Origin of the sequence: Nostoc sp. C117 (assembly GCF_043099735.1) — a bacterium.
Lineage (GTDB): Bacteria > Cyanobacteriota > Cyanobacteriia > Cyanobacteriales > Nostocaceae > Nostoc.
On record NZ_CP170991.1, the window covers coordinates 3,180,214 to 3,205,145 of the forward strand.

At 41.5% G+C, this 24,932-nt stretch carries 19 protein-coding genes and 4 pseudogenes; 14 read left to right on the forward strand and 9 right to left on the reverse strand.

Annotation, left to right across the window (positions count from 1 at the left end):
* Nucleotides 1-107: 107 nt before the first annotated feature.
* The 5 genes and pseudogenes from ACFG4S_RS13955 to ACFG4S_RS13975 all read left to right on the forward strand — a co-directional run.
* Nucleotides 108-383: pseudogene (locus ACFG4S_RS13955) on the forward strand (hypothetical protein); the annotation flags it as partial.
* A 62-nt stretch (nucleotides 384-445) separates the two neighbouring features.
* Complete coding sequence (locus tag ACFG4S_RS13960) at nucleotides 446-796, forward strand: helix-turn-helix domain-containing protein (protein WP_392535359.1); 351 nt, start codon at nucleotides 446-448, stop codon at nucleotides 794-796.
* 42 nt (nucleotides 797-838) lie between these two features.
* Nucleotides 839-1,381 (forward strand): annotated as a pseudogene (locus tag ACFG4S_RS13965) (transposase); the annotation flags it as partial.
* A gap of 121 nt (nucleotides 1,382-1,502) precedes the next feature.
* A complete protein-coding gene (locus tag ACFG4S_RS13970; RefSeq protein WP_392535360.1) occupies nucleotides 1,503-3,266 on the forward strand; it encodes a calcium-binding protein in 1,764 nt (587 codons plus the stop codon).
* A 399-nt stretch (nucleotides 3,267-3,665) separates the two neighbouring features.
* Nucleotides 3,666-4,067 (forward strand): hypothetical protein, encoded by a 402-nt coding sequence (locus ACFG4S_RS13975; protein ID WP_392535361.1) that lies wholly within the window; start codon nucleotides 3,666-3,668, stop codon nucleotides 4,065-4,067.
* 285 nt (nucleotides 4,068-4,352) lie between these two features.
* On the opposite strand, the gene ACFG4S_RS13980 is transcribed toward ACFG4S_RS13975, so the two are convergent.
* Nucleotides 4,353-4,862 (reverse strand): pentapeptide repeat-containing protein, encoded by a 510-nt coding sequence (locus ACFG4S_RS13980; RefSeq protein ID WP_392535362.1) that lies wholly within the window; start codon nucleotides 4,860-4,862, stop codon nucleotides 4,353-4,355.
* A gap of 342 nt (nucleotides 4,863-5,204) precedes the next feature.
* Here ACFG4S_RS13980 and ACFG4S_RS13985 point away from each other — a divergent pair, with 342 nt between their 5' ends.
* Nucleotides 5,205-5,714, forward strand: a complete 510-nt coding sequence (locus ACFG4S_RS13985; RefSeq protein ID WP_392535363.1) for a YraN family protein — start codon at nucleotides 5,205-5,207, stop codon at nucleotides 5,712-5,714.
* Between the two features lie 69 nt (nucleotides 5,715-5,783).
* On the opposite strand, the gene ACFG4S_RS13990 is transcribed toward ACFG4S_RS13985, so the two are convergent.
* Nucleotides 5,784-6,173: a hypothetical protein gene (locus ACFG4S_RS13990; protein ID WP_069068139.1), complete on the reverse strand. Its 390-nt coding sequence runs from the start codon at nucleotides 6,171-6,173 to the stop codon at nucleotides 5,784-5,786.
* Between the two features lie 245 nt (nucleotides 6,174-6,418).
* Here ACFG4S_RS13990 and queA point away from each other — a divergent pair, with 245 nt between their 5' ends.
* The 3 genes from queA (at nucleotide 6,419) to ACFG4S_RS14005 (ending at nucleotide 9,623) form a co-directional block, all read left to right on the forward strand.
* Nucleotides 6,419-7,609, forward strand: coding sequence for a tRNA preQ1(34) S-adenosylmethionine ribosyltransferase-isomerase QueA (queA, locus tag ACFG4S_RS13995; protein WP_392535364.1), 1,191 nt, complete (start codon nucleotides 6,419-6,421; stop codon nucleotides 7,607-7,609).
* An 89-nt stretch (nucleotides 7,610-7,698) separates the two neighbouring features.
* Nucleotides 7,699-8,322 carry a serine O-acetyltransferase gene (locus tag ACFG4S_RS14000; RefSeq protein WP_392535365.1) on the forward strand — a complete coding sequence of 208 codons (624 nt, stop codon included), beginning with the start codon at nucleotides 7,699-7,701 and terminating at the stop codon, nucleotides 8,320-8,322.
* Nucleotides 8,323-8,468: 146 nt separating this feature from the next.
* Complete coding sequence (locus ACFG4S_RS14005) at nucleotides 8,469-9,623, forward strand: tetratricopeptide repeat protein (RefSeq protein ID WP_392535366.1); 1,155 nt, start codon at nucleotides 8,469-8,471, stop codon at nucleotides 9,621-9,623.
* Between the two features lie 153 nt (nucleotides 9,624-9,776).
* On the opposite strand, the pseudogene ACFG4S_RS14010 reads toward ACFG4S_RS14005, so the two are convergent.
* Nucleotides 9,777-10,433: pseudogene (locus ACFG4S_RS14010) on the reverse strand (potassium channel family protein); the annotation flags it as partial.
* Nucleotides 10,433-11,134 (reverse strand): annotated as a pseudogene (locus tag ACFG4S_RS14015) (potassium transporter TrkG); the annotation flags it as partial. The pseudogenes ACFG4S_RS14015 and ACFG4S_RS14010, both read right to left, overlap by 1 nt.
* 288 nt (nucleotides 11,135-11,422) lie before the next feature.
* Between ACFG4S_RS14015 and ACFG4S_RS14020 the strand changes: the two are divergent.
* Together ACFG4S_RS14020 and ACFG4S_RS14025 are read left to right on the forward strand one after the other, a co-directional pair.
* Nucleotides 11,423-12,265, forward strand: coding sequence for a methyltransferase domain-containing protein (locus tag ACFG4S_RS14020; RefSeq protein ID WP_392535367.1), 843 nt, complete (start codon nucleotides 11,423-11,425; stop codon nucleotides 12,263-12,265).
* Between the two features lie 374 nt (nucleotides 12,266-12,639).
* Nucleotides 12,640-14,586, forward strand: a complete 1,947-nt coding sequence (locus tag ACFG4S_RS14025; protein WP_392535368.1) for an amino acid transporter — start codon at nucleotides 12,640-12,642, stop codon at nucleotides 14,584-14,586.
* Nucleotides 14,587-14,776: 190 nt separating this feature from the next.
* On the opposite strand, the gene ACFG4S_RS14030 is transcribed toward ACFG4S_RS14025, so the two are convergent.
* The 4 genes from ACFG4S_RS14030 to ACFG4S_RS14045 form a co-directional block, all read right to left on the reverse strand.
* On the reverse strand, nucleotides 14,777-15,220 hold the full coding sequence (locus ACFG4S_RS14030; protein WP_392535369.1) for a hypothetical protein: 444 nt from the start codon (nucleotides 15,218-15,220) through the stop codon (nucleotides 14,777-14,779).
* A 481-nt stretch (nucleotides 15,221-15,701) separates the two neighbouring features.
* Nucleotides 15,702-17,438 (reverse strand): diflavin flavoprotein, encoded by a 1,737-nt coding sequence (locus ACFG4S_RS14035; protein WP_392535370.1) that lies wholly within the window; start codon nucleotides 17,436-17,438, stop codon nucleotides 15,702-15,704.
* A gap of 146 nt (nucleotides 17,439-17,584) precedes the next feature.
* The gene (locus ACFG4S_RS14040; protein ID WP_392535371.1) at nucleotides 17,585-18,091 is read right to left on the reverse strand and encodes a phosphate-starvation-inducible PsiE family protein; all 507 of its coding nucleotides are present in this window, start codon (nucleotides 18,089-18,091) and stop codon (nucleotides 17,585-17,587) included.
* Nucleotides 18,092-18,194: 103 nt separating this feature from the next.
* A complete protein-coding gene (locus tag ACFG4S_RS14045; protein WP_392535372.1) occupies nucleotides 18,195-19,925 on the reverse strand; it encodes a diflavin flavoprotein in 1,731 nt (576 codons plus the stop codon).
* Nucleotides 19,926-20,569: 644 nt separating this feature from the next.
* Here ACFG4S_RS14045 and ACFG4S_RS14050 point away from each other — a divergent pair.
* The gene (locus ACFG4S_RS14050) at nucleotides 20,570-21,004 is read left to right on the forward strand and encodes a hypothetical protein (protein WP_392535373.1); all 435 of its coding nucleotides are present in this window, start codon (nucleotides 20,570-20,572) and stop codon (nucleotides 21,002-21,004) included.
* Between the two features lie 132 nt (nucleotides 21,005-21,136).
* Here ACFG4S_RS14050 and ACFG4S_RS14055 read toward each other — a convergent pair whose 3' ends face one another.
* Nucleotides 21,137-22,402, reverse strand: coding sequence for a glycoside hydrolase family 10 protein (locus ACFG4S_RS14055; protein WP_392535374.1), 1,266 nt, complete (start codon nucleotides 22,400-22,402; stop codon nucleotides 21,137-21,139).
* 262 nt (nucleotides 22,403-22,664) lie between these two features.
* On the opposite strand from ACFG4S_RS14055, the gene bchI reads away from it, so the two are divergent.
* Both bchI and ACFG4S_RS14065 read left to right on the forward strand, forming a co-directional pair.
* On the forward strand, nucleotides 22,665-23,789 hold the full coding sequence (gene bchI, locus ACFG4S_RS14060; RefSeq protein ID WP_392535375.1) for a magnesium chelatase ATPase subunit I: 1,125 nt from the start codon (nucleotides 22,665-22,667) through the stop codon (nucleotides 23,787-23,789).
* A 173-nt stretch (nucleotides 23,790-23,962) separates the two neighbouring features.
* The gene (locus tag ACFG4S_RS14065) at nucleotides 23,963-24,259 is read left to right on the forward strand and encodes a hypothetical protein (RefSeq protein ID WP_392535376.1); all 297 of its coding nucleotides are present in this window, start codon (nucleotides 23,963-23,965) and stop codon (nucleotides 24,257-24,259) included.
* The last annotated feature ends 673 nt before the right edge of the window (nucleotides 24,260-24,932 follow it).

The window sequence follows — 24,932 nt, forward strand, 5'->3', positions numbered from 1 at the left end:
AGCCATAACTGCTGATAGTTGCGGAATATGTATTAAGCAAGATTAGCTCAACTGAGTTGCAACTTAATGTCGATTTACTTCATAGAGTGGAAACGGCGTTAATCAATATGTCAAACGAGGAAGATCCGGTTTCAGCAGACATAACTGTTACCTCTGTCGAAATTCCAGAGTTGACAGAGGAAGAACAGCGCGATCGCCTTCACCTAGAGCGCCGTGTGGAAAGAGCGTTTTTTGAGGCGGGGAAAGCGCTGACAGAATTGAGGGACAGACGACTGTACCGTTCCACGCATAAAACATTTGAGGAATATTGCCGCGATCGCTTTGCTCATAGTCGCCAACAGTCAAATTACTTGATTGCCGCAGCAGGTGTTTACGAAAATTTGACAACCATTGGTTGTCATACCAATTCTGTATGAAGATGCGCCAAACTACGTCAAACTAATAGATGGATGCATTTAGTAATTTTGTGATGAGTCGTCCATTCCAAATCGAGATTTCAGAAAGCCTTGAAGAATTGGAGAAAGCTCTCAAACATGCGACAACGGCAAGCAGCAAAGAAAGATTGCAAATGCTCTATTGGCTCAAGAGTGGTCAAGTCAGCAGCAGGCGAACGCTGGCAAAACGTTTAGGGCGTGATGAAGCAACCATAACTCGTTGGGTGAGAAAGTATAAAGATGAAGCAACGAGGGGCTTGCTTGAAGTCAAACATGCACCCGGAAAGTTTAAATCTCTTACCCTTTTCCCTTTCCCCTTTCCCCAGTCCTCACTTAGCATTTTTGGGTTGGTAGACTACTAAGTACAACATTCTCTTGCCCTAATATACGGTTTAGTAATGTAGTATGAAGACCTCAATGACCATGAAGAACTGCGTCACGATTTGATGTTTGTATTGGCAGTAAAAAAACAATTAGGTTGGAGAATGAAGTAAATGTATTAGCAGGAAAAAGTACATTAAATCGCATCGAACATTGCCCAGAAACAGTTTCACAAAGAGTAGATAGCGGATATCATCGCATCGGACATGACACAGAAGCTATTGAAAAGATTACTGGTAGAAATATTTTTAGAATCCTACTACAAAGCACCAAGACAAATACTATTAGACCTAGATGTAACCAATGATTTAGTGCATGATAATCAAGAGCAAGCATTCTTCAACACTTATTATGGAGGATATTGTTATGCCCCACTCTACATTTTTTGTGGTAAACATTTATTAGCAGCTAAATTGCGACCTTCTTACGAATACTTGCCTGAAGAATGTGAGCAGATACGATTAGTTTTAGATTCGCTTCGACAACACAGACGCAACGCCCCAAGCTCATTTGACATTTGGGCTGATGCTTCAATTCTACATCTGTTCACAAAAATTTCGTATTAAATGTGTTCCAGCAAACATTGCATTGTAAACAATTTAATGATTTATTTATATTTGTCTAAAGTATTGTGTCCGGAGCCAAATCCAGGCATACATATATTCAACGCAAGGAAAATCAAACTACATGGCTACATCTCTTCAATTGGCGGTAGGTCAAGATCAGGCCGCTGTAGATGTTATCGGGGATGTTGCTGCCTCACCTATATTCAACCTTGATATATTGAATGAGGAATTACTTTCGGGCAAGGTAGCTGCTGTTGATTTAGCTAAGTCATTAAGTGATCCAGTTTTTGTTGAACAAAGCAGGTTGGCTTACCCAACTCCTGAAATTGTTACAACCACTAGCGATGCAGCGACTGAGTTTGTTGTCAAGTTAGCTCCTGAGGTAGCAAATGACCCGGCCGCTTTCAAGGCATTCTTGACCGCTGCTAATCAGCTAACGCCATCAAGTGACATCCGTCTCAAGCTGGTTCACATTATTATTGGGACTGCTGGTAATGACTTTTTGGTCGGTAAAGCCACCCATGATTACATTTTTGGTCTGGATGGTAATGATCTGCTACTAGGACAAGGCGGGAATGACTACCTTTTTGGAGGTCATGGCAATGATATCCTCTTCGGTGGAATTGGTAACGATATTCTGTTTGGCGAAAGCGGAGATGACATTCTGTTTAATGACGCAGGTAGTGATGTCCTCATTGGTGGTACTGGTAATGATTATTTTTACGTATTAGATCCCAGTGGCAGCAGCGTGCTGAGTGGTGACAGTGGGATTGACACGGCTGATTACAGTGCTTTAAGTCAGGCAATTACCCTGAAGTCTACTGGAATCGTGACAAAAGGAGTTGGGTTTGGTACAGACCAACTGGTTCAAGTCGAGAGAATTTTTGCAACTTCATCACTCAACGACTGGATTGACGCATCAGATGCAACCAGTCCAACCTCAGTAACCGTTAATTTATCAACCAATTCCCTGATTGTGAATAATGTTCCTGGCCTAGGAACGCTCAACTTCACTGTCAGCGGTTTTGAGAACGTCAGAGGTACAGCTCAAAATGACAGTATTACTGGTAATAATGCTAACAACACTCTCGTTGGTGGTACTGGCGATGATGTGTTCGCTGGTAGCCGGGGCAATGATATCATCAACGGTGATGCAGGCACTGACACAGCAAACTATAGTGTGTTAGGACAAACTATAGTTCTCGGACCTACGGGTACTGTCACTAAAGCAGGTGGATTTGGTACTGACCAGTTGAACGGCATTGAAACTATCACAGCTTCTACCCTGCTGGGCGATACAATCAATAACTCCACTGCAACGGGTAGTACCAGTATTACGGCAAATCTGGCTATCAATAGTTTGATTGTGAATAATGTTCCTTTTCTGGGAACGCTCAACTTCACTGTCAATAACTTTGAGAATGTAACAGGTACGGCTCAAAACGACATCATTACTGGCAATGCTGGCAACAACATTCTCAGTGGTAGTGCTGGCAACGATTTCTTAGCGGGTGATGCTGGTAACGATACTCTCATCGGTGGTAGTGGCGTTGATATCTTAACCGGTGGTGCTGGTAGCGATCGCTTCACCTTCTCAAATCCCCCGGAAGGTTTAGATATCATCACTGATTTTACCTCTGCCCCTGATACGATCGCAGTTTCTGCCGCTGGTTTTGGTGGTGGCCTAACTTTAGGTACTCTTTCAAGTCTTAAGTTCTTTGTGGGTGCTTCTGCAACAAACGCCACTCAACGGTTTATCTATAACAATTTGACTGGTGGATTGTTCTTTGATGTTGATGGTAATGGTGCTGCTGCACAACAGCAAATTGCTAGCCTAACCTCTGCTCCAGTCGTGACATCCAGTGATATCCTGGTGATTGCTTAACGGCTAGTTGTCGTAAAAGGGGTTAAAAACCCTGATATATCCTAGGGTCTGTCATCAGTTGATGTAAAGGAAGTAAAGTAAACAGAGAAAAGAATTTAGCTATTACGCCGTAAGCCTCCCACTGAAACGGTACTCCGTTCAGTGGTGAGATATAAGGCAGTTAAAAATAACGCGACCTCCGACTAATTCAATCCGCAGGATTGATAGGGAGGGGGTCAGCGTTATTTTTAACTCATACTTTGAAAACTATTGCAGCTATTTGTTTAGTGCTTGACGCTTCCCAGAAAGTGTTACTAACTAGTATAAGACCTTGCTATATCTGGATTTCAGTGCTTTTACCCTGCCAGAACCCCTTTGATTGCGGATAGAAATATATGAAATCTTATATTTTGAAACTGTATGTCTGTTAAAATAGGCGGCATTGTGGGAGCGATCGCTATTTTGTTGAGCAGTGGCGCAGCGTTTGCTGAAAGTGTTGGCGCAGCAATGCCCGAAGATGCACAAAGATATATCACCGTAGGGCATGATAAGTCAGGCAACAGCATAGCTCTGGACACAAAAAGTATTAAGGGTACAACATACAAGCTTTACGGTATGTACGGTGATGGCATCTTCGAGACTACATTCGATGCATCGTGTACAGAATCGCGGCTTTTTCTCAATCACATTGCCATTTACAGTTCAGAGGGACAGCTAATTCAAGAGGATAAGGATAAAGGAGAAATACCTTTTGTAGCAGATTCTTCACCAGGCAAAGGAATGCAATTTGTCTGTGAAAAGATTGGCGCTCATGGTTGGTAGGGGGAATGGGGATGGTGGAGTCCCCTCTGGGGATAAGGCTACGGTGTACACACAAGTCCGAAATAGTAGTCTGTTAAGGAATACTTGGTAAGTAGATTATCTGTCTTGACGGCGATTTATCTTGTCTCTCTAACGTCGCAGTTTTTTAGACGCGATAAATCGCTTCTCTACATGAGGGCATTCTGGCTGTTCCCAAGCGTATTGGAATAAAACTGGTAACTTGTGCGTACACCGTAGAGGGATAAGGGGAATGGGGAGTTAGAATTCTTCTCCTAGTCCCTCTCCCTATGGGCAAAACAAAGTGTCACGGGTGTCTCGTCCTGTAACTGGATTAGTCCCTTTGGCAACTTTACACAATTTTTTTTGTTCATCGGAACGCAGCAGCACATCGGTAAAATCTGCTCCGTCAATAATTGCGCCGTCAAATTTGGCGTTAGCAGCAAACGCCCCCTCTAATACAGCATTTGTCAAATTTGTTTTGATTAGGCGAGCTGAGTCCAAAGTGGCATTTGTCAAGTCAGATGCCTCCAAATTCGCAGATTCCAAATTGGCTGCAAAAAAACTCACACCGCTTAAATTAGTGTGACTGAAGTTGCTCTGGCGAAGATTAGCTTTGGTAAAGCTGGAATCTCTTAAATCACGTCCGGAGAAATCAGCCTCGATCAAAATTTCTTTATTATATTCGAGTGCGAAAGCTGTGGGAGCAAAACCCACGCTTACCATGATGCCAACTATTCCCCATAGGAAAAAGCTGAGTATGCTTGCCCAAATCCGGGCGCTTAACTTAGAATTCATGCTATTTTTAGCCAATCGCGAACCCTCCTCCATCTCATTATCCTTGAGTCAGAGATGTTAACGCAAAAATCCTTTAAAAATATTTTTATGAATACTAATTCAAGTTCATACAAGGATTTGAACATTTATTTCCCACTTGTGTGTACACCGTAGCTCCTAAGGGGAGACGCCAAAGGCGATAGCGCAGCTAAAGCCTTCTCTTCTCCCAAGAGAGACGTTAGCGCGAACAAGAGGCTTGTCTGCGACACGCTACGCGAACCTCAACAGCATAGCTTCGGTTAGAGCGACTCTTATTTTTCTGTTTAATTAAGTCATTAAATAACCCAGAATACTAAAGTTTATATGCATTATCCTGAGATTGGTCAATTTGGAGAAGATCTAGTAGCCCAATGGTTGCAATCTACAGGTTGGGTGATTCTCCATCGTCGCTTTTCTTGCCGCTGGGGTGAAATTGATATTATTGCTGAATATGATAGGAAAGTGGGGGAACAGTGGAGCAGAGGAACAGTAGGAGAACTCAGGACTCAGCACTCTACCTTAGCATTTATTGAAGTTAAAACCCGTAGTTCGCGCAATTGGGATGCAGGGGGAAGAAGTGCAATCACCCCACAAAAGCAAGCAAAAATTTGGCGTACAGCTGAAATATTTTTAGCCCAGTATCCTGAAAAAGCAGATTATTCCTGTCGATTTGATGTTGCTATTGTCTCTTGTCAACGGATATCAAAAAATATGACTGGGGTTACAGCAACACCAGAAGCTCTCGCTACTTCATCGGTAGGCGGATACAAGTTTAAGCTGCAAGAATACATTCTGGCAGCTTTTGACTCTTTAATTGATAATGGCATTGGTTAATCGCTAAGGGATAAAATATCTTGATTACCAATGACCAACAATTGTTAGTGACGTTACAAGTAAATTGAATCACGCCAAAGTTTCTGGACAGTAGCCTAAGCCCCGAACAAATTGTTGCCGAAAAGCCTCGATTTCGTCTCTCTCTGGGCTACCATGAGAGACGATCGCTACTTGATAGCGACGCATTACGTCTACAGGGCACTGTCCCGCTTCCAAACTCCAAAGTGCCATTTGCACCCTCATTGGCGGTTCGTAGCTAATTCCTAATTCATTTAGAAAAGCGCGAAAATCGCCATCTTCTTGGGGCGAAACTTGACCTCTAAGTTTGATCCTAACCACCCAGCCATCAATTTGATGAATTACGGTGACGAAGGAAACTGGTGTCTGGGGTCTAGCGTGCAGGTGTTGAACGACCCTCAGGGTTAGACTGGCATTAGCCAGATAATACAGGTATTCCATGTTTGTTGGTGCTTGGGATCAAAGCCAATCCTACATATCTATATTCATAAATTGATGCCTATTCCCGGTAGGGTAAAAGCCCTCCTTTTTAGATGGGGAGGTTTACCCAATTTTGATGTTGATTTTTGCGTGTTACCTAATATTATCAATCTTATGGCCTAGAAATAAAATTGAGCAGCGATGCTTTAGAGTTCCTTATAAGCCTAAGCTCAAACCAGCATTTTTTAAAGCAGTATAAATACTAAATGGAGAAAAAACTAGCACAAGCGAATTTGAACAAGATCTTTACTTCACAAGAAAAAGATATTGAATTAGATTGTTCAATAGCTGGGTATAATTATGAACTACCTCCAGAGATGATTGCCCAAAACCCAGCAGTTCCTAGAGATAGTTCGCGGTTACTGGTGGTTGACTCTCCCACTACAGGCATTGAAACAGCACCGCTACACCACATTTTCCATGATTTACCTACACTACTGCGGCCTGGTGATTTGTTGGTAATGAATAATACAAAAGTTATTCCGGCACGGCTTTATGGTCATAAATCCACTGGTGCTAAGATCCAGGTGTTGCTATTGGAAGAACGGCAGCATAACTGTTGGTTAGCTTTAGTTAAACCAGGAAAAAGCTTCAAACTGGGAGCGAAGATTTTTTTTGAAGCAAGGGGAGATGGGGGAGATGAGGGAGTAGGGGGAGATAAATTAATTTCTTTATCCCCGTCATCGCCTCACCTCCTCACGGCTACAGTTTTGGAGACAGACACAGCAACTGGGGGGCGTTTGTTGCAATTTGATGTACCAGAGGGAAAGTCTTTGGTGCAACTGTTAGAGGTATTTGGAGAAGTACCGCTACCACCTTACATCACTGCTTCTGAAGCTGCTGATGACCAATATCAGACTGTTTATGCCCAATATCCAGGAGCGATCGCAGCTCCGACGGCAGGATTACACTTTACCCCAGAATTATTACAAAAGTTGTGCGATCGCCAAATCAATCAAGCTTTTGTGACGCTACACGTAGGTGTAGGCACATTTCGCCCTGTGGAAGTCGAGGACGTAACTACTCACCAAATGCATAAAGAATGGATTGAAGTCCCTACGGCTACCGTAGAGCAAATCCGCGCCACCAAAGCTGCTGGTGGGCGAATTATTGCTGTGGGGACAACAGCAGTAAGAGCTTTAGAAGGGGCGGCTCAATCTGGAAATTTAGAACCATTTTGTGGTGATACAGACTTATTTATTTACCCCGGCTACCAATGGCGGGTAGTTGATGGCTTAATTACCAATTTTCATTTGCCGCGTTCCAGTTTGCTGATGTTGGTAAGTGCCCTAATTGGTAGACAAAGGTTATTGAATATATACAATGAAGCGATCGCTTCTGGGTATCGTTTCTATTCCTTCGGTGATGCCATGCTAATTTTACCCTCAGCCATCTGACCTGCGGAAGGGTATTATATTTAGAGTTGCTATTCTTGGGCTACTTTTACTTTTTTCAGATAATTACAATATCTAGTGTGAGTAACCTTATGCGTGATTTCATAATTAAGTTTGCCCAAACTATCGGACAAATCGTAACTGCTCCGATGCTCATATTGTTTCTTTTAAGTAAAAATAAACAAGTGATTATTTTAGATGTAAGACGATGGATAAAGATAGTTGATAATATGAATCAACCTAGTGCTGACTGGGTTAATTTGCTCTATTTGCTTTCTACACATCAAGAATTTAGAAACCTTTATTATTATAGAATTAAACAAAGTGACTCGATTGGCTTTGTTCTGGTCCAGGTTTGCCGAATTTTCTATAAACAATGTCCATCCCTTTTTATTGACTGTAATAATATTGGTTCGGGGCTATTTGTTCAACATGGATTCAGTACGATAATTTCAGCAGAGAGTATTGGAGAAAATTGCTGGATTAATCAACAGGTTACAATCGGTTATACCACTAAGGGGCGTCCCATAATTGGTAACAATGTAACCATAAGTGCAGGGGCGAAAGTGGTTGGTAAAATAACTATAAATGATAATGTCCAAGTTGGAGCGAATGCAGTTGTAGTCAAAAATGTTCCTAACAACTGTGTTGTTGTTGGTGTTCCAGCTTATATAGTCAAGAAAGATGGCGTCAAAGTAAAAGAGCAGTTGATTTGAATTTGTTTATTAATGATAAGGATGTTTGTGCTTGCGTTGGGATGCTCGTGAAATGAGAAATTCTTAATTTTTGATTTGTAATTTTTCATGCTGTGGTGGGTACTCTGACTTATAAACATATAAGCATCAGTACAGCTATGTCACTCATGTCTAAAAAATCTCAACCTCAACAGTGGTTACATTGGTTATCTAAGGTGGCATTTCACCGAAGCTTTACTCAGGAAAAGCCGCTGTTCATACTTTTGTTGGCTTCCTCTGCTTTTGTGGTTTTGGTTGCACCAACAATTATTATTAATTACCCAGAAAGCAAGGTGCTAGCAGAAAACGCGATTTCTCAGGATTTGGAAGCAGCTAGTTTTTTCCAGCAGGGAGTCACGCGCTATAACCGCAATGACTTACAGGGTGCGGAATATGCCTTTCGCCAAGCATTGCAGCGAGATCCCAACGTTGAGGAAGCACACAACTATCTAGGTAATATTTTCTTGCAGCAAAATCGTCTGGATGTGGCTGTGCAAGAATATGCAGAGGCGATTAAAACTAATCCCAATTTTAGTGAAGCTTATTACAACTTGGGATTAGCGTTGTACCGACAAGGAGAAAAAGAAGCAGCGATTGTTGCTTATCGCCAAAGCCTGGTAATCAATCCGACAAAAGCAGCAACTCTGTATAATTTGGGTTTAGTACTGTTTGAACAAGGACAGTTACAGGAAGCGATCGCTGCATATCAAAAAGCAATTAATCTCGATAGCAGCAATGCCAATGCTTATTTTAACTTAGCGATCGCCTTGCAACAACAAGGAAAAATAGAGGAGGCGATCGTTACTTATCGTCAAGCCTTACAGTTAGATCCCAAAAATGGCACAGCCTACAACAACATGGCAAGTTTGTTGGCAATTCATGGTCAATCTTCTGAGGCCATTTCGGCTTATCGGCAAGCTATTCGCCAAAATCCTCAAAATGCCTCAGCTTACTATAACTTGGGAGTGACTTTATATAATCAAGGTGACATCAAAAAAGCCAATGCACTACTCAAACGCGCCCATACTGAATATCATCAACAAGGCAACATTGAACAAGCTGAAAAAATTGAGCAGCTAATGCAGCAAATTGCTCAGAAGAGAGAACCACAGCAACCTCAAGCCAATCAACTAGCCACTCCCTCGCAAACTCCAAATCCTACAAGTAATGTAGTCCAAACAACTCAGCCACAGACACCAAATCAGCCAGAAACACCAGCTAATCACAGTGATGCACCTGTTTCAGTGGAACCACAGTCTACTTCAACGAGTACTGGACAATGAAGAAGAATTCATAAGTCAGAAGTCAGAAGTCAGAATAAATTAATGCTGATTCAACTAATCAATTAACAGTTTTTCAGTTGGGAGTTAGAGTCGCCTAGCAATATTAAGTGGTAAGTTTAACTCCTAACTCCTAACTTCTAACTCCTAACTTTTTTAAATCGGTAAACGATTGATATTTTTGTTGCAGCCAATAACTACCATTGCTGAACCACGCTCTAAACGCTTGGTTGAGTCAGGATTAATTTGAAATTTACCATCTTGACTGACCGCTAGCAAATTCAAACCGTAGCGGTTGCGAAGTTGAAGTTCGGCGATCGTTTTGCCGTGAAATTCATCAGGCACGATTATCTCTACAATACTATTATCTGGGTCAAGGTCAAACCGATCTAAGATTGATGGTTTGGTGAGTGTACGCGCTAAGGCACAACCCGCCTCATATTCAGGAAAAACAACATGATCCGCTCCCACTCGCCGCAACAGTTTACAGTGAACTTCACTGGAAGCTTTGGCAACTACATGAGGTACACCAGCTTCTTTCACATTTAGAGTGGTTATGATGCTTTCCTGAACGTAGTTGCCGATCGCTACAATTACAGTATCGAATTCAAAAACTCCAGCTTCTTTGAGTGCAGCTGGTTCGGTAGAATCTAGTTGCAATGCATGACCAACGATTCCCTCAGTCAATGCTTCAGAAACTCGTTTTTCATCAATATCTGTTGCTAGGACTTGATAACCAAAATTGTGCAGTGTAGAACACACAGATCTACCAAAACGACCTAATCCAATTACAGCAAATTGGTGGTTATCTTTATAACTGTCGTGCTGGTGGCAACTTTAAAGTCTAGAGAAAATAATTGACAACTAGTTTTTTTGAGAATGCGATCGCGTATCCAAAGGTACATTTCTAAAATTACCTGATAGCCAATTCCGCCAAAGATAATCAATCCGGTAATAGTAAAAATTACTAAAAAAGACGATTGATAACCGATTAAATTATCTTTAAATAGACTAAAACCAGCATTATTCCAAGCATTGATACTATGAAAAATTGCCAACCAAAGTCCTTGTTTCCAACCATATTCGGGAACAAAAGCTGGTAAAAGTAAAAATACACCTGTAATTTCAAAAATCAATGTTGTAGCAATAATGGACTTGATAACTTGGGCACTACCACTCATACCAGGTCGGTCTAAAGCTTGTTGAATGGCGATTTTTTGCCGCATATCAAACTTACGTCCTATTAGCAAAATCAGAAATGTGGTGGTTGTCATGTAGCCTAATCCGCCAATTTAAGCTAATAGGGCAATAAACAACTGACCCCAAAAGGAAAAATAAGTACCAGGATCGACTACTGATAAACCTGTGACACAAACTGCAGAAGTAGACGTAAAAAGTGCAACAATTAGGTTATTCCACGTACCATTACTAGTTGAAAAAGGCATCATCAGCAAGATAGTTCCTACAGCGATGACAGCCATAAATCCTAAACAAATTGTCCGAGCAACAGTCATAATTAATTCGTAATGGGCTATGCCCCGCTACGCTAACGTAATTCGTAATTAAGAAAGTTAGATTGAATTTGGGTTTGTACGTCTTCTGTTATGTAAGCTTTTTGGGAGAATTGGTATAAATTCGAGACAGAACAATTGATTAAGGTAAAACCAATCAATTTTTTCAGGGAGGATAAATCTTGGTTTACTTTCCTTAGAACAAAAAATACCCTTATTTAATTAAAAACATACATGGTAGTCTACGAATATGTTTTTTTAAACTATGCTTTGTCTTGAGACTGCTTTTTCATGAGTGCAACACTTTACCAGCAAATTCAACAATTCTACGATGCTTCCTCTGGTCTGTGGGAACAGATTTGGGGGGAACATATGCACCACGGCTACTACGGGGCTGATGGTAATGAGAAAAAAGACCGTCGTCAAGCGCAAATTGATTTAATTGAAGAATTGCTGACTTGGGCAGGTGTACAGGCGGCGTCAAATATTCTAGATGTAGGTTGTGGTATTGGTGGCAGTTCTTTATACCTGGCAGAAAAGTTTAATGCCCAAGCGACAGGAATTACATTGAGTCCTGTGCAAGCCGCCAGAGCAACAGAACGCGCCCTAGAAGCAAATTTGAGTCAAAGAACCCAGTTCCAGGTGGCGAATGCTCAAGAAATGCCCTTTGCTGATAATTCTTTTGACTTGGTTTGGTCGCTGGAAAGCGGCGAACATATGCCAGATAAAACCAAGTTTATGCAGGAGTGCTATCGGGTGTTGAAACCTGGTGGTACTTTTATTATGGTGACTTGGTGTCATCGACCAATTGATGTGTCACCACTGACGGCGGATGAGGAAAAGCACTTGCAGGATATTTATCGGGTGTATTGTTTGCCTTATGTGATTTCTTTACCAGAGTATGAAGCGATCGCCCATCAACTTCCATTAAACAATATCCGCACTGCTGATTGGTCGCCAGCTGTCGCCCCATTTTGGAATGTGGTGATTGATTCTGCTATCACTCCTCAAGCAATTTTTGGTTTGTTTCAAGCCGGTTGGACTACCATTCAAGGAGCATTATCTTTGGGATTGATGCGTCGCGGTTATCAGCGCGGCTTAATTCGCTTTGGCTTGTTGTGCGGAAATAAATAGCTGAACTTAGTCTAAAATGCAGTGGAGATGGCATGTAGCGATGCTGACGTAATTCTCCACTTTACTAACTTACACAAAAACGAGATGGCGATGCCAACGATGGGCTAGGCTAACAGACACCTGTTGCTGAAAAATAACTCAGACAAAAGCAAAACTTACGCAGATATATTTTTTGCTCTGATGACAATAAAAACGTTTTCCGGACTTCCACTTATATATATAATTATTGCTGTAAGTTATAATCTTTTTCTACTCAGATCTTTCTGAGATTTGTCAACTATAGCATTAGGGCTGATTCCTAAATTTGTTAAAGTTGAACAAACAATTTCTACTCAATAAATCCCTAGTCGAGAAACCTGCCTCAACCCTATTTGATGGCTAAATCAATTATTTCAACAAAACGGCTCAGCAAACAGTTTATCCGCTGGTTGCTTGAAGAAGATACAAAAAAACAAAAAAGACCTCACCCCAAGGAAGAATCACATCGCCAGCATTCTTGGTGGGAAGTGATGTGTTTGACTGGTGTAGATTATTTCTCGACTTTGGGGTACCAACCAGGGATTGCAGCCCTGGCAGCAGGGGCTCTTTCTCCTGTGGCCACGATGATTCTCATTTTGTTAACGCTCTTTGGGGCATTGCCAATTTATCGGCGTATTGCTGCCGAAAGTCCTCATGGTGAAGGTTCGATCGCCATGTTAGAGCGTTTGCTTCCCTGGTGGCAAGGCAAATTACTTGTGCTGTGCCTACTTGGCTTTGTGGCAACTGACTTTATCATCACTATTACTTTGTCGGCTGCTGATGCTACAGCCCATATCATCGAAAATCCGCTGGCTCCAAGTCTGCTTCACAATCAGACCATCGCTATTACCCTTGTATTAATTGCATTATTAGGTGCAGTTTTTCTCAAAGGTTTTAAAGAAGCCATTGGAATTGCAGTATTTTTGGTGGGAGTTTATCTGGTATTAAACTTCATCGTTGTTAACGTTGGTCTGCATCAGATCCTAACTCACCCAGAAGCGATCGCTAACTGGCAAACTGCATTGTTTGCACGCCATTCTAATCCTTTAGTGCTAATCGGTCTAGCTCTGCTTGTATTTCCCAAGTTAGCGCTAGGATTATCAGGCTTTGAAACGGGTGTCACAGTTATGCCCCTTGTCAAAGGTAGCAGCGGCGACACTTATCAGTACCCTAAAGGCGTGATTCAGAATACGCGCAAGCTGCTGACTGCTGCTGCTGCGATCATGAGTTTCTTTTTACTCACCACCAGCTTAATAACTACTCTCCTGATTCCCGCATCAGAATTTGCCCAAGGAGGCAAAGCCAACGGACGTGCCCTGGCCTATTTGGCACATTTGCATCTAGGCAATACCTTTGGCACAATTTACGATTTAAGCACTATTTCGATTTTGTGGTTTGCAGGTGCATCGGCAATGGCAGGGTTACTAAGTATTGTGCCTCGTTATTTGCCACGCTATGGCATGGCACCGAATTGGGCACGAGTCACGCGACCCTTAGTCCTAGTCTATACAGCGATCGCTTTTATTGTCACAATCATCTTTCGGGCAAGTGTGGAAGCTCAAGGTGGGGCTTATGCAACTGGTGTCTTGGTGTTGATTACCTCAGCAGCCTTTGCTGTCACCTTATCAGCTAACCGCCACAGAGAGAAACACGCAACACTTGTCTTTGGAATTATTACAGTGTTGTTTGTGTACACAACTATTGTAAATATCATCGAAAGACCAGAAGGCATTAGGATCGCTGCATGTTTTATCGGTGGGATCATTTGCACTTCCTTGATTTCTCGGGTTTGGCGTTCAACTGAACTACGAGTTGAGAGAATTGAAATTGATGATAATGCCCGTCAATTCATTGCCGAGGAAAGCCAGGGGGCAATAAGAATAATTGCCAATCGGTTAAATACAGGCGATGTCCTAGAGTATTTCTTAAAAGAGAAAGAGGTGCGCGAAGACAACCATATTCCAGCCAACGATCCCATCCTTTTTCTCGAAATTATGATATCAGATGCTTCGGAATTTGCGGATGTGATTAAGGTAAACGGTATACAAGTTGGTGATTACCGCATTCTACGTGCCAAAAGTGCAGCAGTACCCAATGCGATCGCGGCTTTACTCCTTCATATTCGCGATCAAACAGGTAAGATTCCCCATGCTTACTTCGGCTGGGTCGAAGGAAACCCAATACAATACTTACTGCGTTTTATTTTGTTTGGTGAAGGCGATATTGCTGTGCTTACCCGTGAAGTACTTCGTCGAGCTGAAAAAAACCCCCAGAGGCGTCCAGGCGTCCATGTTGGGGGTTGAGGTAGAATTCGTAATTCGTCATACTTCGACTTCGCGGTAGTTGAATCTCGACTTCTCCTGACGGAGACGCTACGCGAACGCTCGATTTCCGCGTAGTCGAAACTCAGTACAAGTTCGTAATTCGTAAGGCTAAAAGTTCAAATCCTGTCTAAATCCCTAACAACGAAATCAGACAGGATTCCTATATTGTCTATTTGCTAAAAGCATCCTTGATGGAATCAACAGTGCGTTCAACAGCATTCTTAGTATTGTCTACTGCTTTCTGCGTACGAGCTGCGTCTTTGTTTGCTTTTTCCTGAATTCTAGCTGCATCTCTTTGTGCTTTGCGCCCAATAAAGCTACCATTATCTGTTGCTTCGTCTACTTTATTGGCATTGTTTTTTGCAGTCTGCTTTAGCTTATCTGCCGTATCTTGGATGAAATTCTTAGTTCGTCCAGCATCTTCACTGGCTTTGCCTTTAGCATCATCGATATCGGCGGATGCAATGAAGTTTGTTGCAGGATTAGCCATTGCGGAGGTGTTTGCTAAAAATGCACCTTGCCAAATAAAAGCGATCGCTGATACACATAACAAAGTTGTAGCTATGGAGCGTCCGATAGAGGAAAACCGTTTCATCAAATAATTCAGTTTCATAGAATTCAATGTCCATTTGATTTAGCATTCTATATTTACTTTATTTCGCCGATCAGCTTAATCGTTCTGTAGACAGAGGTTTTTTTATCATAAGTTATTATGTAAACTCGCTCTTTTTATAGATTCAAATATTGCTGATTTAAGTGTATGAGACAAATTCTCCGCAGATTTTCTCACTGAGGCTTTTATTCTTTCTTTTGAATCTTAAATTTACTATAACAACTAGCGATCGCCAAATTCATCAACAACTAATTTTGAACCGATAGCTTTCACAAATTCTGGGGATTCTAAGTTTCATACCAACTAACCATTCAAATCACAAAGACGCGATAAATCGCCGTCTCTACAATAATCAGTCCTTCGTCTTAACGGCGATTTATCGCGTCTCTTGCCTTAACCGAACTAAATCCCCATTACAAAACTTAATTACGTTAGCGTAGCGGTAGCGAGTCCGCGAGCGTCATTACGAATTACGAATTATTTAATAGTAACTCCCAGATTTTCGATGTTCGATTGCAGTTACACCATCATTTTCCAACACTTTTCCTTTGTCTACTACGGCATAAATCAACCATCTATTTCCACATTCAAGTTGATTTTGGACTGTACATTCTAAATAGGCCAATGCTTCATTCAGAATCAAAGAACCATTCTCAGCAGTTTGTGTAGAAAGATTCGCAAAGGGATTATCTCCTAAAGTGCTTTGACGAGAAAAATATCGTCGGATATTTCTCCCTTCTTTGAGAATATTAAGTACAAATTTATCGCCTGGATGACGCATTAAATCTGCATTCTGCTCTTTTGCAATCGCTATCATAATCCCTGGTGGATTAAAAGTTGCTTGAGATACCCAAGAAGTTAAAATTCCTTTGTGGGTTTGTTGATCGCGAGTTGTCACAACACATAAAGAACCAATGATTCGCCCTACTGCTTGCTCAGTACGGTCTATTTTCGCTTCTGTGACAGCTTGACGAGGAGTACGCAATTTTTTAGTTTTCTTCAAGATTTGGGCAAAGGCAATACCCGCCTGTTGACACTGCTGTAAAATGTCAGGAGTAGGACTGAAGCGTACCCGAATTGTTTCAAACCCTAAACGATAATTAGCATCTCTCAACTTACTTTCTATCACATCAATTGCCTCTCCACTCCAACCATAGGAACCAAAGACTCCTGCTAACTTAGTTTTAGCTACCGTTGATAAGACAATTCCTAAAGCTGTTTGAATTTGAGTTGGTGCATGACCCCCTAAGGTCGGTGAGCCAATAATAAAGCCATCACAAGCTTCTACAATCCGAGTAATCTCTGCGGGATCTGTTAATTCACAGTTGATTGACTCTACATTGACTCCACTTTGAATCAAGCCTTGGGCAATATCATTAGCCAAAATTGCTGTATTCCCATAGGCGGAAGCATAGAGCAAAGCCACACTTAGCTCTTGAGATTTTTGTTCTTGACACCATTGACGATAATCATAGGTAAAACGGCTGAGACTGTAACGGACAACTGGGCCATGAGCAGGAGCATAAAATTTTGCTCCCAAAACTGTTAATTTATCTAAGGCAACTTCGACTTGTTTGGCTTGGGGTGCATGGAGACAATCAAAATAATAATGACGTTCTGCATCTAACGCCTTCCAATCTTCATCAAATAAAGTATCTTCGCAAATATGAGCGCCAAAAAATTTATCTGTGTAGAGAATTTTGGTAGCAGGATCGTAGGTACAAAGTCCATCTGGCCAACGGGGAGTTGGTACAGTGATAAATGATAATTCATGTCCTTGTCCTAAATCCAAAATATCCTCAAAGCGCACCGCTTGGATGCGTGATTCCCATTGAGGGAAGGCAGCTTTTAGAGTATTAGTAGCAGCGCGAGAACAAATTAGAGTGACTTGAGGAGCTTGAGAAATTAATACCTCAAGGGTAGCTTTACGATTGGGGTTAACGTGACCAAGAACAACATAATCGAGGGTGGTGAAGTCTAGATGTTCTGCTAGCTGCTGGAGATAAATTTCAGTAAAAGACTCACCAGGAGGATCAATAAGGGCTTTTTTATCAGCTTGGATAAGATAAGAATTTGCGGTGGTTCCCCGTTGACGGGAATATTCAACCTCAAATTTTAGTCTTTCCCAAGTGCGCGATCGCAAGATTAGGGTATTTTTTCCAATCTCTGTAACCTGAACATCTCTGGGACGGTTGGGAGTGATTGTAGTTGCAGACATAATAACCTCTTGATTGGGCATCGTGCAAAAAAGTGCTGTTAGCGATAGCGGGGCGTTTAGCCCGTGCTGAGTTAGGAGTTAGGAGTTTTAGTTTATCTCCTTGTCCCCTTGTCTCCCTTGTCTCCCTCATCTCCGTCTACTTCTTCCTACTCGACGTTCTCAAATTTGGAATGGGTTCGAATTCTATAGCGTTGAGATACTTGTTGTTCTGGGTCGATACCTTCAAAAGTTGGAGGTAACCAAACTCGGAGAGTGAGTAATATTCCTAGAACTAATAAGAAGGCACAAGTTGCTAAAATTTGGCTCCAATTAGTTTCTAAAATACCTTTGACGATGACCTCTCGTAAGGCAGAAACAATGGAAACTTCCACAGCTACGCCAATAGATATTCGTTGTTCTTGTAGGTAAATAATTAACAGTCGAAATAACTCAACTAAGATGAGTAAAAAGAGAATATCCGCAGTAACAACATGAAAATCTAGAGGCGGGAGTAGGGAGAGAAACATGTCTCTCACTTCTAACACCATGAAGCTAAATAAGCCTATACACAGGGAAATTACAATCACGTCTTGGATAAATTCCAAGCTTCTGACAATGCGTCCGCGATTAATTTGATACAGGGAAATTGGGTTATCTTCAACAGGCTCATACATGGTTTTTTGTGATGATGGGGATAAGGAGATAAACAAAACTCATAACTCAGCACTCAGCACGGGCTAAACGCCCTGCTACCGCTAACAGCACTCTTTTGCCCATTTAGTAATGATTGCCAATTTTGCGATGATGGACGGCTGTAAGTGCATTTACTTTGGCGACTCTTCCAGTTTGAACAGTGCTATAAATGACCCAATGATCGCCACAGTCCATACGGCTAGTAACTTCACATTCTGTATAAGCTAGAGCGTCAGCAAGAATAGGAGAGCCATTATTAGCGGAATATGTTTTGACTCCAGCAAAGCGATCGCCACCAGGAGCAAAACGTTTAAGAAAGTGTTTCATTAATCCTTGATAGTTTCCTTCTTCTAAAACATTGAGTACGAAGCGATCGCCAACTTGCATCAAGGATTCAATTGCTCGTTCTTTAGAAACAGCGATCGCCACTCCTAAAGGATTTTGACTTGCTTGTGTCACCCAAGAAGCTAACATAGCACTCTGAATTTCTCCTTTTTTGGCGGTAATAATGTATAATCCGGTGCTAATACGTCCTAAGGATTTTTCCAATTCTGTGTTGATGGATTTAATTTGTTTGATAGTGCGATCGCGGTTTAACCATTGACCCATATCTGTTCCCGCTTCATCACAAAGTTGTTCTGTTGCTTGAGTAGGATTTTCTTTAATTAAAATAGGCGGAAAAACTTCAGTTAAGCCCAATTCTTGAAATTTATTCCGTAAAGGGTAAATGGGTTCATCTTCTCCCCCTCCCGACTCTACTAAACCAATAGATTGTTTCGTGTGAACAGCAGCTAAAATAGTGCTTAAAGCAGCATGAGCAACACTTGAAGATTGCGGCGGCATTCCAATCACTAAACCAGAGGCTTGTGTGGTTAATTCTCTAATTTCTTGAGGCTCGGCAGTATTAATATCTACTAATTCTACTACCACGCCTGTTTTTGCACATCCATGTGCTATTGTACGCACTAAATGTTCACTGTAACCATAATCTTCTGTGTAAAATAGTGCTACTAAACTATCTATTTTTGCTTGTTCTAAGCTCCAGCTTTGATATCGCTCAATCCATTCTGGAATATAGTTTTGTAGTAAAGGTCCATGTCCCGTAGCAACTATTTTTATTTCTAACTTTTCAATTCGCTTTAAAGCTGCCAAGACAGACCGCGCATTCGGTCCCATGAGACAATCATAGTAATATTGAAAATCTTCTTCTACCAAGTCTAAATTTTCATCATAAGTATGATCGTCACAGTAGTGCATTCCAAAGACATCGCAGGTGTAGAGGGTACTAGTTTTGTGGTCATAAGTAAAGATTGTGTCAGGCCAGTGTAAGTTAGGTGCAGAAATAAATTCTAATTCGTGTCCATTACCTAAATCTAAGCGTTCTCCGCTTTTCACCAGCTTTGATTTAAATGGCTGGTGAACCATATTTTCCAGAAATTGAATAGCTACTTTAGCACCAACAATGGTAATAGAAGGAGCTAATTGCAAAATATCTTTGACCAAAGCGCTATGGTCTGGTTCTGTATGACTAATAATTAAGTAGTCAATTCTATTTGGGTCAATTAATCCTAATAGTATCTCAAGATATAACCGCTCGAACTTTCGATGAGAAGTATCAACTAAAGCAACTTTTTCTCCTTGAATCAAAAAAGAGTTATATGTGGTTCCATTCCGTAAACCAAATTCGACATCGAAACGTTCCCTATCCCAATCAAGACAACGAATAGCAGTTGTTTGGGCAGCAATTTCAATAGTTTGAATTGTTAAACGTCCTGAATTAGAAATAACTTGATTAGTTTTAGTGATTGTAACCATTGGTTTTCACCTCAAATATATTGTCTACAGGAAATGTTCTTGTTCCTATATTGACTTGAAATCCTCAATTGGTAAAATGCCAATTTCTAAAGCTAATCATTAGAAAAATTTATTTTGAATTGATCTTGATTTACCATTGAAATTCTCAATGTTTATCATTATTTTTTTCTCAATAATGAGAGACGATCTAAGTCCAAGGATGTATTTCTGATTTTTCAAAATACTCTAGAGTGTCAGCAATAAAATCACTCGTAAATATGGCGTAATATTGCTCTGGCGATCGCGGCTTCAATTCTGTACCAGTTATGAATGCCTATAAAGTCTATGTTTTCCCCAGTCTTAAATTAGTTTCAGCCTCTGGGGCGATCGGCAACTTCCAGTAAAAACAATATCTCAGTAACTATAAGCACAAGCCAATAATAGCCAACCACTGAGAATCAGCAACAGAGCGTCATCGGTTAGGAAACTAGTGAAACAGAAATCACCCGTTCGGGTGACCTAACTGTACGAAGTCGTGGCTGATGAAAAATAAGAATCTATTACTTAAGCCTACTGATTTAACTTTTTGTGTAAAACCGTTTCTTCAGTCTGAATAATATTTAGTGGCTAAAGAGTATTAGATTTTGTGGTTTGAGGATAGAGATATGAGACTAACAACTTTAATAGATTCTGTATTTATTGTTGCCTGTATTGCTTTTTCCAGTGGAATTGTTAGCGCTCAACCAGCCGATAACAGCAACTACATTTCTCCTAATGTAGAGTATGGTGCAACCAATCATAAACAAACAAATATAGCTATCACTACTAACACGTTAAACCAATCTGGGACAATCAACAGTTATGTAGAACCTTTCAATCTTGTTGCTTTTGCTTACCAAGGAGGTCTAAACCAACAAGGTATTCCCAGTGGGGAAACCTTACTCGTTCAAACCCAGAGTCAAAAAATTCTGGCTCTGGATTTGGTGAAGGCTGCTGTTAATGCCAACAGATTGTCAGCCCAAGTTTTGAATGACCAAGATTACTTGAGTGCTGTTAAGTTGCAACTGGATGCATTACCTGATTATGCTGCTGCTGATTGATAGAGCAGTTTTCTTTTGCATGAGGAGGTCAGAGGTAGATATGAAAACTGTTTAGATCTGATTTTCGACGCAAACCCTGAATCTAAGGGGGTGTGGGGCTATAGGGAAAACTAGCTCACTAGCAAAAAAAAGTTATTCAGCTCTGGCGCGGAGTGCAGGTGATGGAAAGAGGGTTTCAAATGCTGCTTGGCGCTCGTTTAGAGATTCTGGTGCATCATTCCAAAGACTTTCATAATAAAAGAAAGTTACACCTAAACCGCGTTCTTGGACAGCCCGCACCTGAGATTTAATTTGTTGCATCGAAACTGGGCTGTTTCGTAAACCTGCCATAATTCCAATTCCAGTGGGAATTATTTGTTGCGCGGCTTGAATTTCTGGACGGGAAATATTTGTGACAAAACTTTGCAGATTCGGACGATAAACTTGCACAATTAACTCGTCTACAATATTCTGCTGTATCCAAGTAAGCCAGTCTTGCAATTGAAACTTGTAAGCAAAGTCATAGTAATTAGGCGAAAGGGAGAAAATCGCCTGGGGTTTTCTCTGCTTCACAGCTTGGTTAAGTTTTAGCATGAATGCGGTAATTTTATCTGCTCGCCACTTTACCCATGCCGGATCTTTGGCATCTGTTGGGGGAGTCTTTTTAGTTTCTTGGCTATACAAGGCAACCGTATATCGATCGTAGCCAAATTCGTGGGGCAAACTCATATGATCGTCAAACTGAATGCCATCGACATCATATTGGGTAACAATTTCTAGCACGAGATTGGTGATGAACTGCTGCACTTTGGGATGGAAGGGATTGAGCCACATAACTTCACCAGCTGCACTGATGGAAGTTTGGCTACCATCCCGCTTTTGTGTGAACCAATCTGGATAGTTCAGCGCCAATTCGGATGTTGGGGGAGCCATAAAACCAAACTCAAACCAGGGAATCGCCAGTAGTCCTTTGCGATGGGCTTGGTTAATTAGATCTGCAAGAATATCATGTCCATCTGCACCTCTGTAGACAAAAGGTTGAATTCCTGCACGTTGTGCGAAGGCACTGGGATACATCACATAGCCAGAATTCCAAACCACAGGATAGATTGTGTTAAAGTTTAGCCGCCTCAACTGACTCATGGCATCCTGCACTTTGACCCGATTTTTGAGGGTGTCAAAATCATTGCTGGTCATCCAAACCCCGCGAATTTCCTGACGGGGTAGCTGCGCGATGGCAGGGGTGAAGCTATCTACCAACAATACCGTGACGAACGATATTAAAATCAAGAGTGGAAATATATATTTGAATTTTCGTCGCCAACCTTGAATAAAAGAACTTGATTTCATAGGTTTGAATGATGCATTAGCTACCCACACACGCCATTGCTTGCTTTGATGATTAGATCTACTAGACATATAGTGTACAAGCATTTATACTTACTAAAAAATTCATTTGTTGGTAGTTGTTCGTTCCGTATCTATGGAACTTTTGCACCAGAAAAACTAAATCAGACTTACGTAAATTAAGATATTTGACGCAGTTATGTAGTTATTAGTGCCTAATATTGGACATTGGGCATTAGTTATTCTCCTTTGCTCTTTGATTGCTGACTCCCCCAGATCCCCACCTGTGTCACAATAAAGAACTGTAATAAGAAAAATATTGTTAGGTAATTTAGTGAGTCCAACTGCTCAATCCACGGCAAGCGCGCGTCGTGTGGTATTTCCTTTTACGGCAATTGTCGGCCAGGAAGAAATGAAACTGGCGCTGCTGTTGAACGTGATTGACCCCAAAATTGGTGGTGTTATGATCATGGGCGATCGCGGTACCGGTAAATCCACAACTATCCGCGCGCTGGCGGATCTGCTGCCAGAAATCTCTGTGGTTGCCAATGACCCGTTTAGTAGCGATCCTAGCGACCCTGACTTGATGAGTGATGAAGTCCGCCAACTGTTAGAACAGGGGGCAGAAATTCCTGTAGCTCAGAAAAAAGTCCAAATGGTAGACCTGCCACTAGGAGCCACAGAAGACCGAGTTTGCGGCACAATTGACATCGAGAAAGCTTTATCTGAAGGTGTCAAAGCTTTTGAACCGGGACTGCTGGCAAAGGCTAACCGAGGCATTCTTTATGTGGATGAAGTCAACTTACTAGACGATCACCTTGTAGACGTGCTACTCGATTCCGCCGCCAGTGGTTGGAACACCGTGGAACGGGAAGGTATTTCTATCCGTCACCCAGCACGTTTCGTTCTTGTGGGTTCTGGAAACCCCGAAGAAGGTGAACTGCGCCCCCAACTACTCGATCGCTTTGGAATGCACGCAGAAATTCACACGGTAAAAGAACCAGCTTTGCGGGTGCAAATCGTCGAACAACGATCGGAATTTGACCAAAATCCCCCAGTTTTTCTCGAAGAGTACAAACCCCAGCAAGAAGCACTCCAAGAGAAAATTGTCAATGCTCAGCAGCTTTTGCCAGAAGTTAAAATTGACTACGATCTACGGGTAAAAATTTCTGAAGTCTGCTCGGAATTGGATGTAGATGGTTTACGGGGTGACATTGTAAGTAACCGCGCTGCTAAAGCCTTAACGGCTTTTGAAGGACGCACTGAAGTTACAGTTGATGATATCCACCGCGTAATTACGCTATGCTTGCGTCACAGACTCCGGAAAGATCCCTTAGAATCGATTGATTCTGGCTACAAAGTCGCCAAAGCTTTTAGCCGCGTCTTTGGCGTCGAACTACCAGAAGGTGACACTGCACAAAAAAATGGTATAGGTCAGAAGTTAGGGGCTAGGAGTTAAAAGTTAGAGTGAGGAGTAAAGAGTGAGGAGTTAAAGGTTTTGAATAAAAAGCTGCTTTATAACTCACAACTTGATTCCTCACCGATAACTCATAACTGACTACATAATTTACAACTCTTAACTCAGCATGGGGTAAACGCCCGGCTAACGCTAACAGCACTCAGCAGTGAAATATGAGATTTTGGTATTTTTGGTTTAACACTTTTATTGTATCTAGCCAATATAACCCGCCGCGGTTTGTAGAATTATTGATGCTATTTTTAGCGATCGCTATGTTGGCAATAGCTAGTATTTTACCCGACAGGCCTTATTTAATCTTAGGTTTGAGTTTAGTAGTTGGGGCATCTATTTCCATTTTAGTACGAGAAGCGATCGCTCCTTCACCCCAGACACGAATTACCCAATTAACAGCATTACTATTGCTAGTCATCAGCCTTTATGGGTTTGCTGATTTAATGTACACTCTTTAATGGTGACTTTTGTATACTTTTTATCGCAGTACTGAACTAGCGTCTCGCTTTTCTCAAATCCAGCTTGAGCGAGATCTTCTGAAAAGATTGACCGGTTTTTCAATTCCGATATTTCTCAGTAGCTTCTGCGAGAAACTACCAAATCAGCAGCATTAAATCATTTAACATTTTGCAAAGCTCATTATTTTTATCTTATCTTTTGCCTGAGACCAAAAAATATTTATGCAAGAGGTTTATTGCAAACGCATCTAAATTACTCTTAATCACAACTAACGTTAAGAACCAACGAAAAAATCAGCATTTCGCGTTTGATTTATTTTGCAAGCTTCAAAGCGATGTCTACGACGGTCACTGAGCGAAGTTGTTCGCGGAGCGTCTCGTAGAGAAGTGCGGGCTACGCCTACGCTAAATCTATGTCAATAAGTAGCTATTAATACGACTTTTTTTCAGCTTATTGACAATAGGCTCTTTCTGTTGACATGATGCCTTTGCCCTGGCTTCTTACCCCCTTCATGAGTTCGCATATACTCAGCTTTTTTCGGACGAAACTGGCTGATAAACTCATGTCTCATAACTCCCGTTATTGCAGGGCTAGGCGCAATCAAACTATCTCCCGTTTCAATTTTATATTTTAAGTTTGGTAGCGGTGGCGGATTATCCCCCTCATAATCTT

Excerpts from the sequence above, each read along its gene's own strand:
- ACFG4S_RS13980 (WP_392535362.1), bottom strand. The coding sequence starts at position 4,862 with ATGAATTCTAAGTTAAGCGCCCGGATTTGGGCAAGCATACTCAGCTTT.
- ACFG4S_RS14035 (WP_392535370.1), bottom strand. The coding sequence starts at position 17,438 with ATGTCTGCAACTACAATCACTCCCAACCGTCCCAGAGATGTTCAGGTT.
- ACFG4S_RS14065 (WP_392535376.1), top strand. The coding sequence starts at position 23,963 with ATGAGATTTTGGTATTTTTGGTTTAACACTTTTATTGTATCTAGCCAA.
- ACFG4S_RS14020 (WP_392535367.1), top strand. The coding sequence starts at position 11,423 with ATGAGTGCAACACTTTACCAGCAAATTCAACAATTCTACGATGCTTCC.
- ACFG4S_RS13975 (WP_392535361.1), top strand. The coding sequence starts at position 3,666 with ATGTCTGTTAAAATAGGCGGCATTGTGGGAGCGATCGCTATTTTGTTG.
- ACFG4S_RS14000 (WP_392535365.1), top strand. The coding sequence starts at position 7,699 with ATGCGTGATTTCATAATTAAGTTTGCCCAAACTATCGGACAAATCGTA.
- ACFG4S_RS14045 (WP_392535372.1), bottom strand. The coding sequence starts at position 19,925 with ATGGTTACAATCACTAAAACTAATCAAGTTATTTCTAATTCAGGACGT.
- ACFG4S_RS13985 (WP_392535363.1), top strand. The coding sequence starts at position 5,205 with ATGCATTATCCTGAGATTGGTCAATTTGGAGAAGATCTAGTAGCCCAA.
- ACFG4S_RS13970 (WP_392535360.1), top strand. The coding sequence starts at position 1,503 with ATGGCTACATCTCTTCAATTGGCGGTAGGTCAAGATCAGGCCGCTGTA.
- queA (WP_392535364.1), top strand. The coding sequence starts at position 6,419 with ATGGAGAAAAAACTAGCACAAGCGAATTTGAACAAGATCTTTACTTCA.
- ACFG4S_RS14005 (WP_392535366.1), top strand. The coding sequence starts at position 8,469 with ATGTCTAAAAAATCTCAACCTCAACAGTGGTTACATTGGTTATCTAAG.
- ACFG4S_RS14025 (WP_392535368.1), top strand. The coding sequence starts at position 12,640 with ATGGCTAAATCAATTATTTCAACAAAACGGCTCAGCAAACAGTTTATC.
- ACFG4S_RS13990 (WP_069068139.1), bottom strand. The coding sequence starts at position 6,173 with ATGGAATACCTGTATTATCTGGCTAATGCCAGTCTAACCCTGAGGGTC.
- ACFG4S_RS14050 (WP_392535373.1), top strand. The coding sequence starts at position 20,570 with ATGAGACTAACAACTTTAATAGATTCTGTATTTATTGTTGCCTGTATT.
- ACFG4S_RS14055 (WP_392535374.1), bottom strand. The coding sequence starts at position 22,402 with ATGTCTAGTAGATCTAATCATCAAAGCAAGCAATGGCGTGTGTGGGTA.
- ACFG4S_RS13960 (WP_392535359.1), top strand. The coding sequence starts at position 446 with ATGGATGCATTTAGTAATTTTGTGATGAGTCGTCCATTCCAAATCGAG.
- ACFG4S_RS14030 (WP_392535369.1), bottom strand. The coding sequence starts at position 15,220 with ATGAAACTGAATTATTTGATGAAACGGTTTTCCTCTATCGGACGCTCC.
- ACFG4S_RS14040 (WP_392535371.1), bottom strand. The coding sequence starts at position 18,091 with ATGTATGAGCCTGTTGAAGATAACCCAATTTCCCTGTATCAAATTAAT.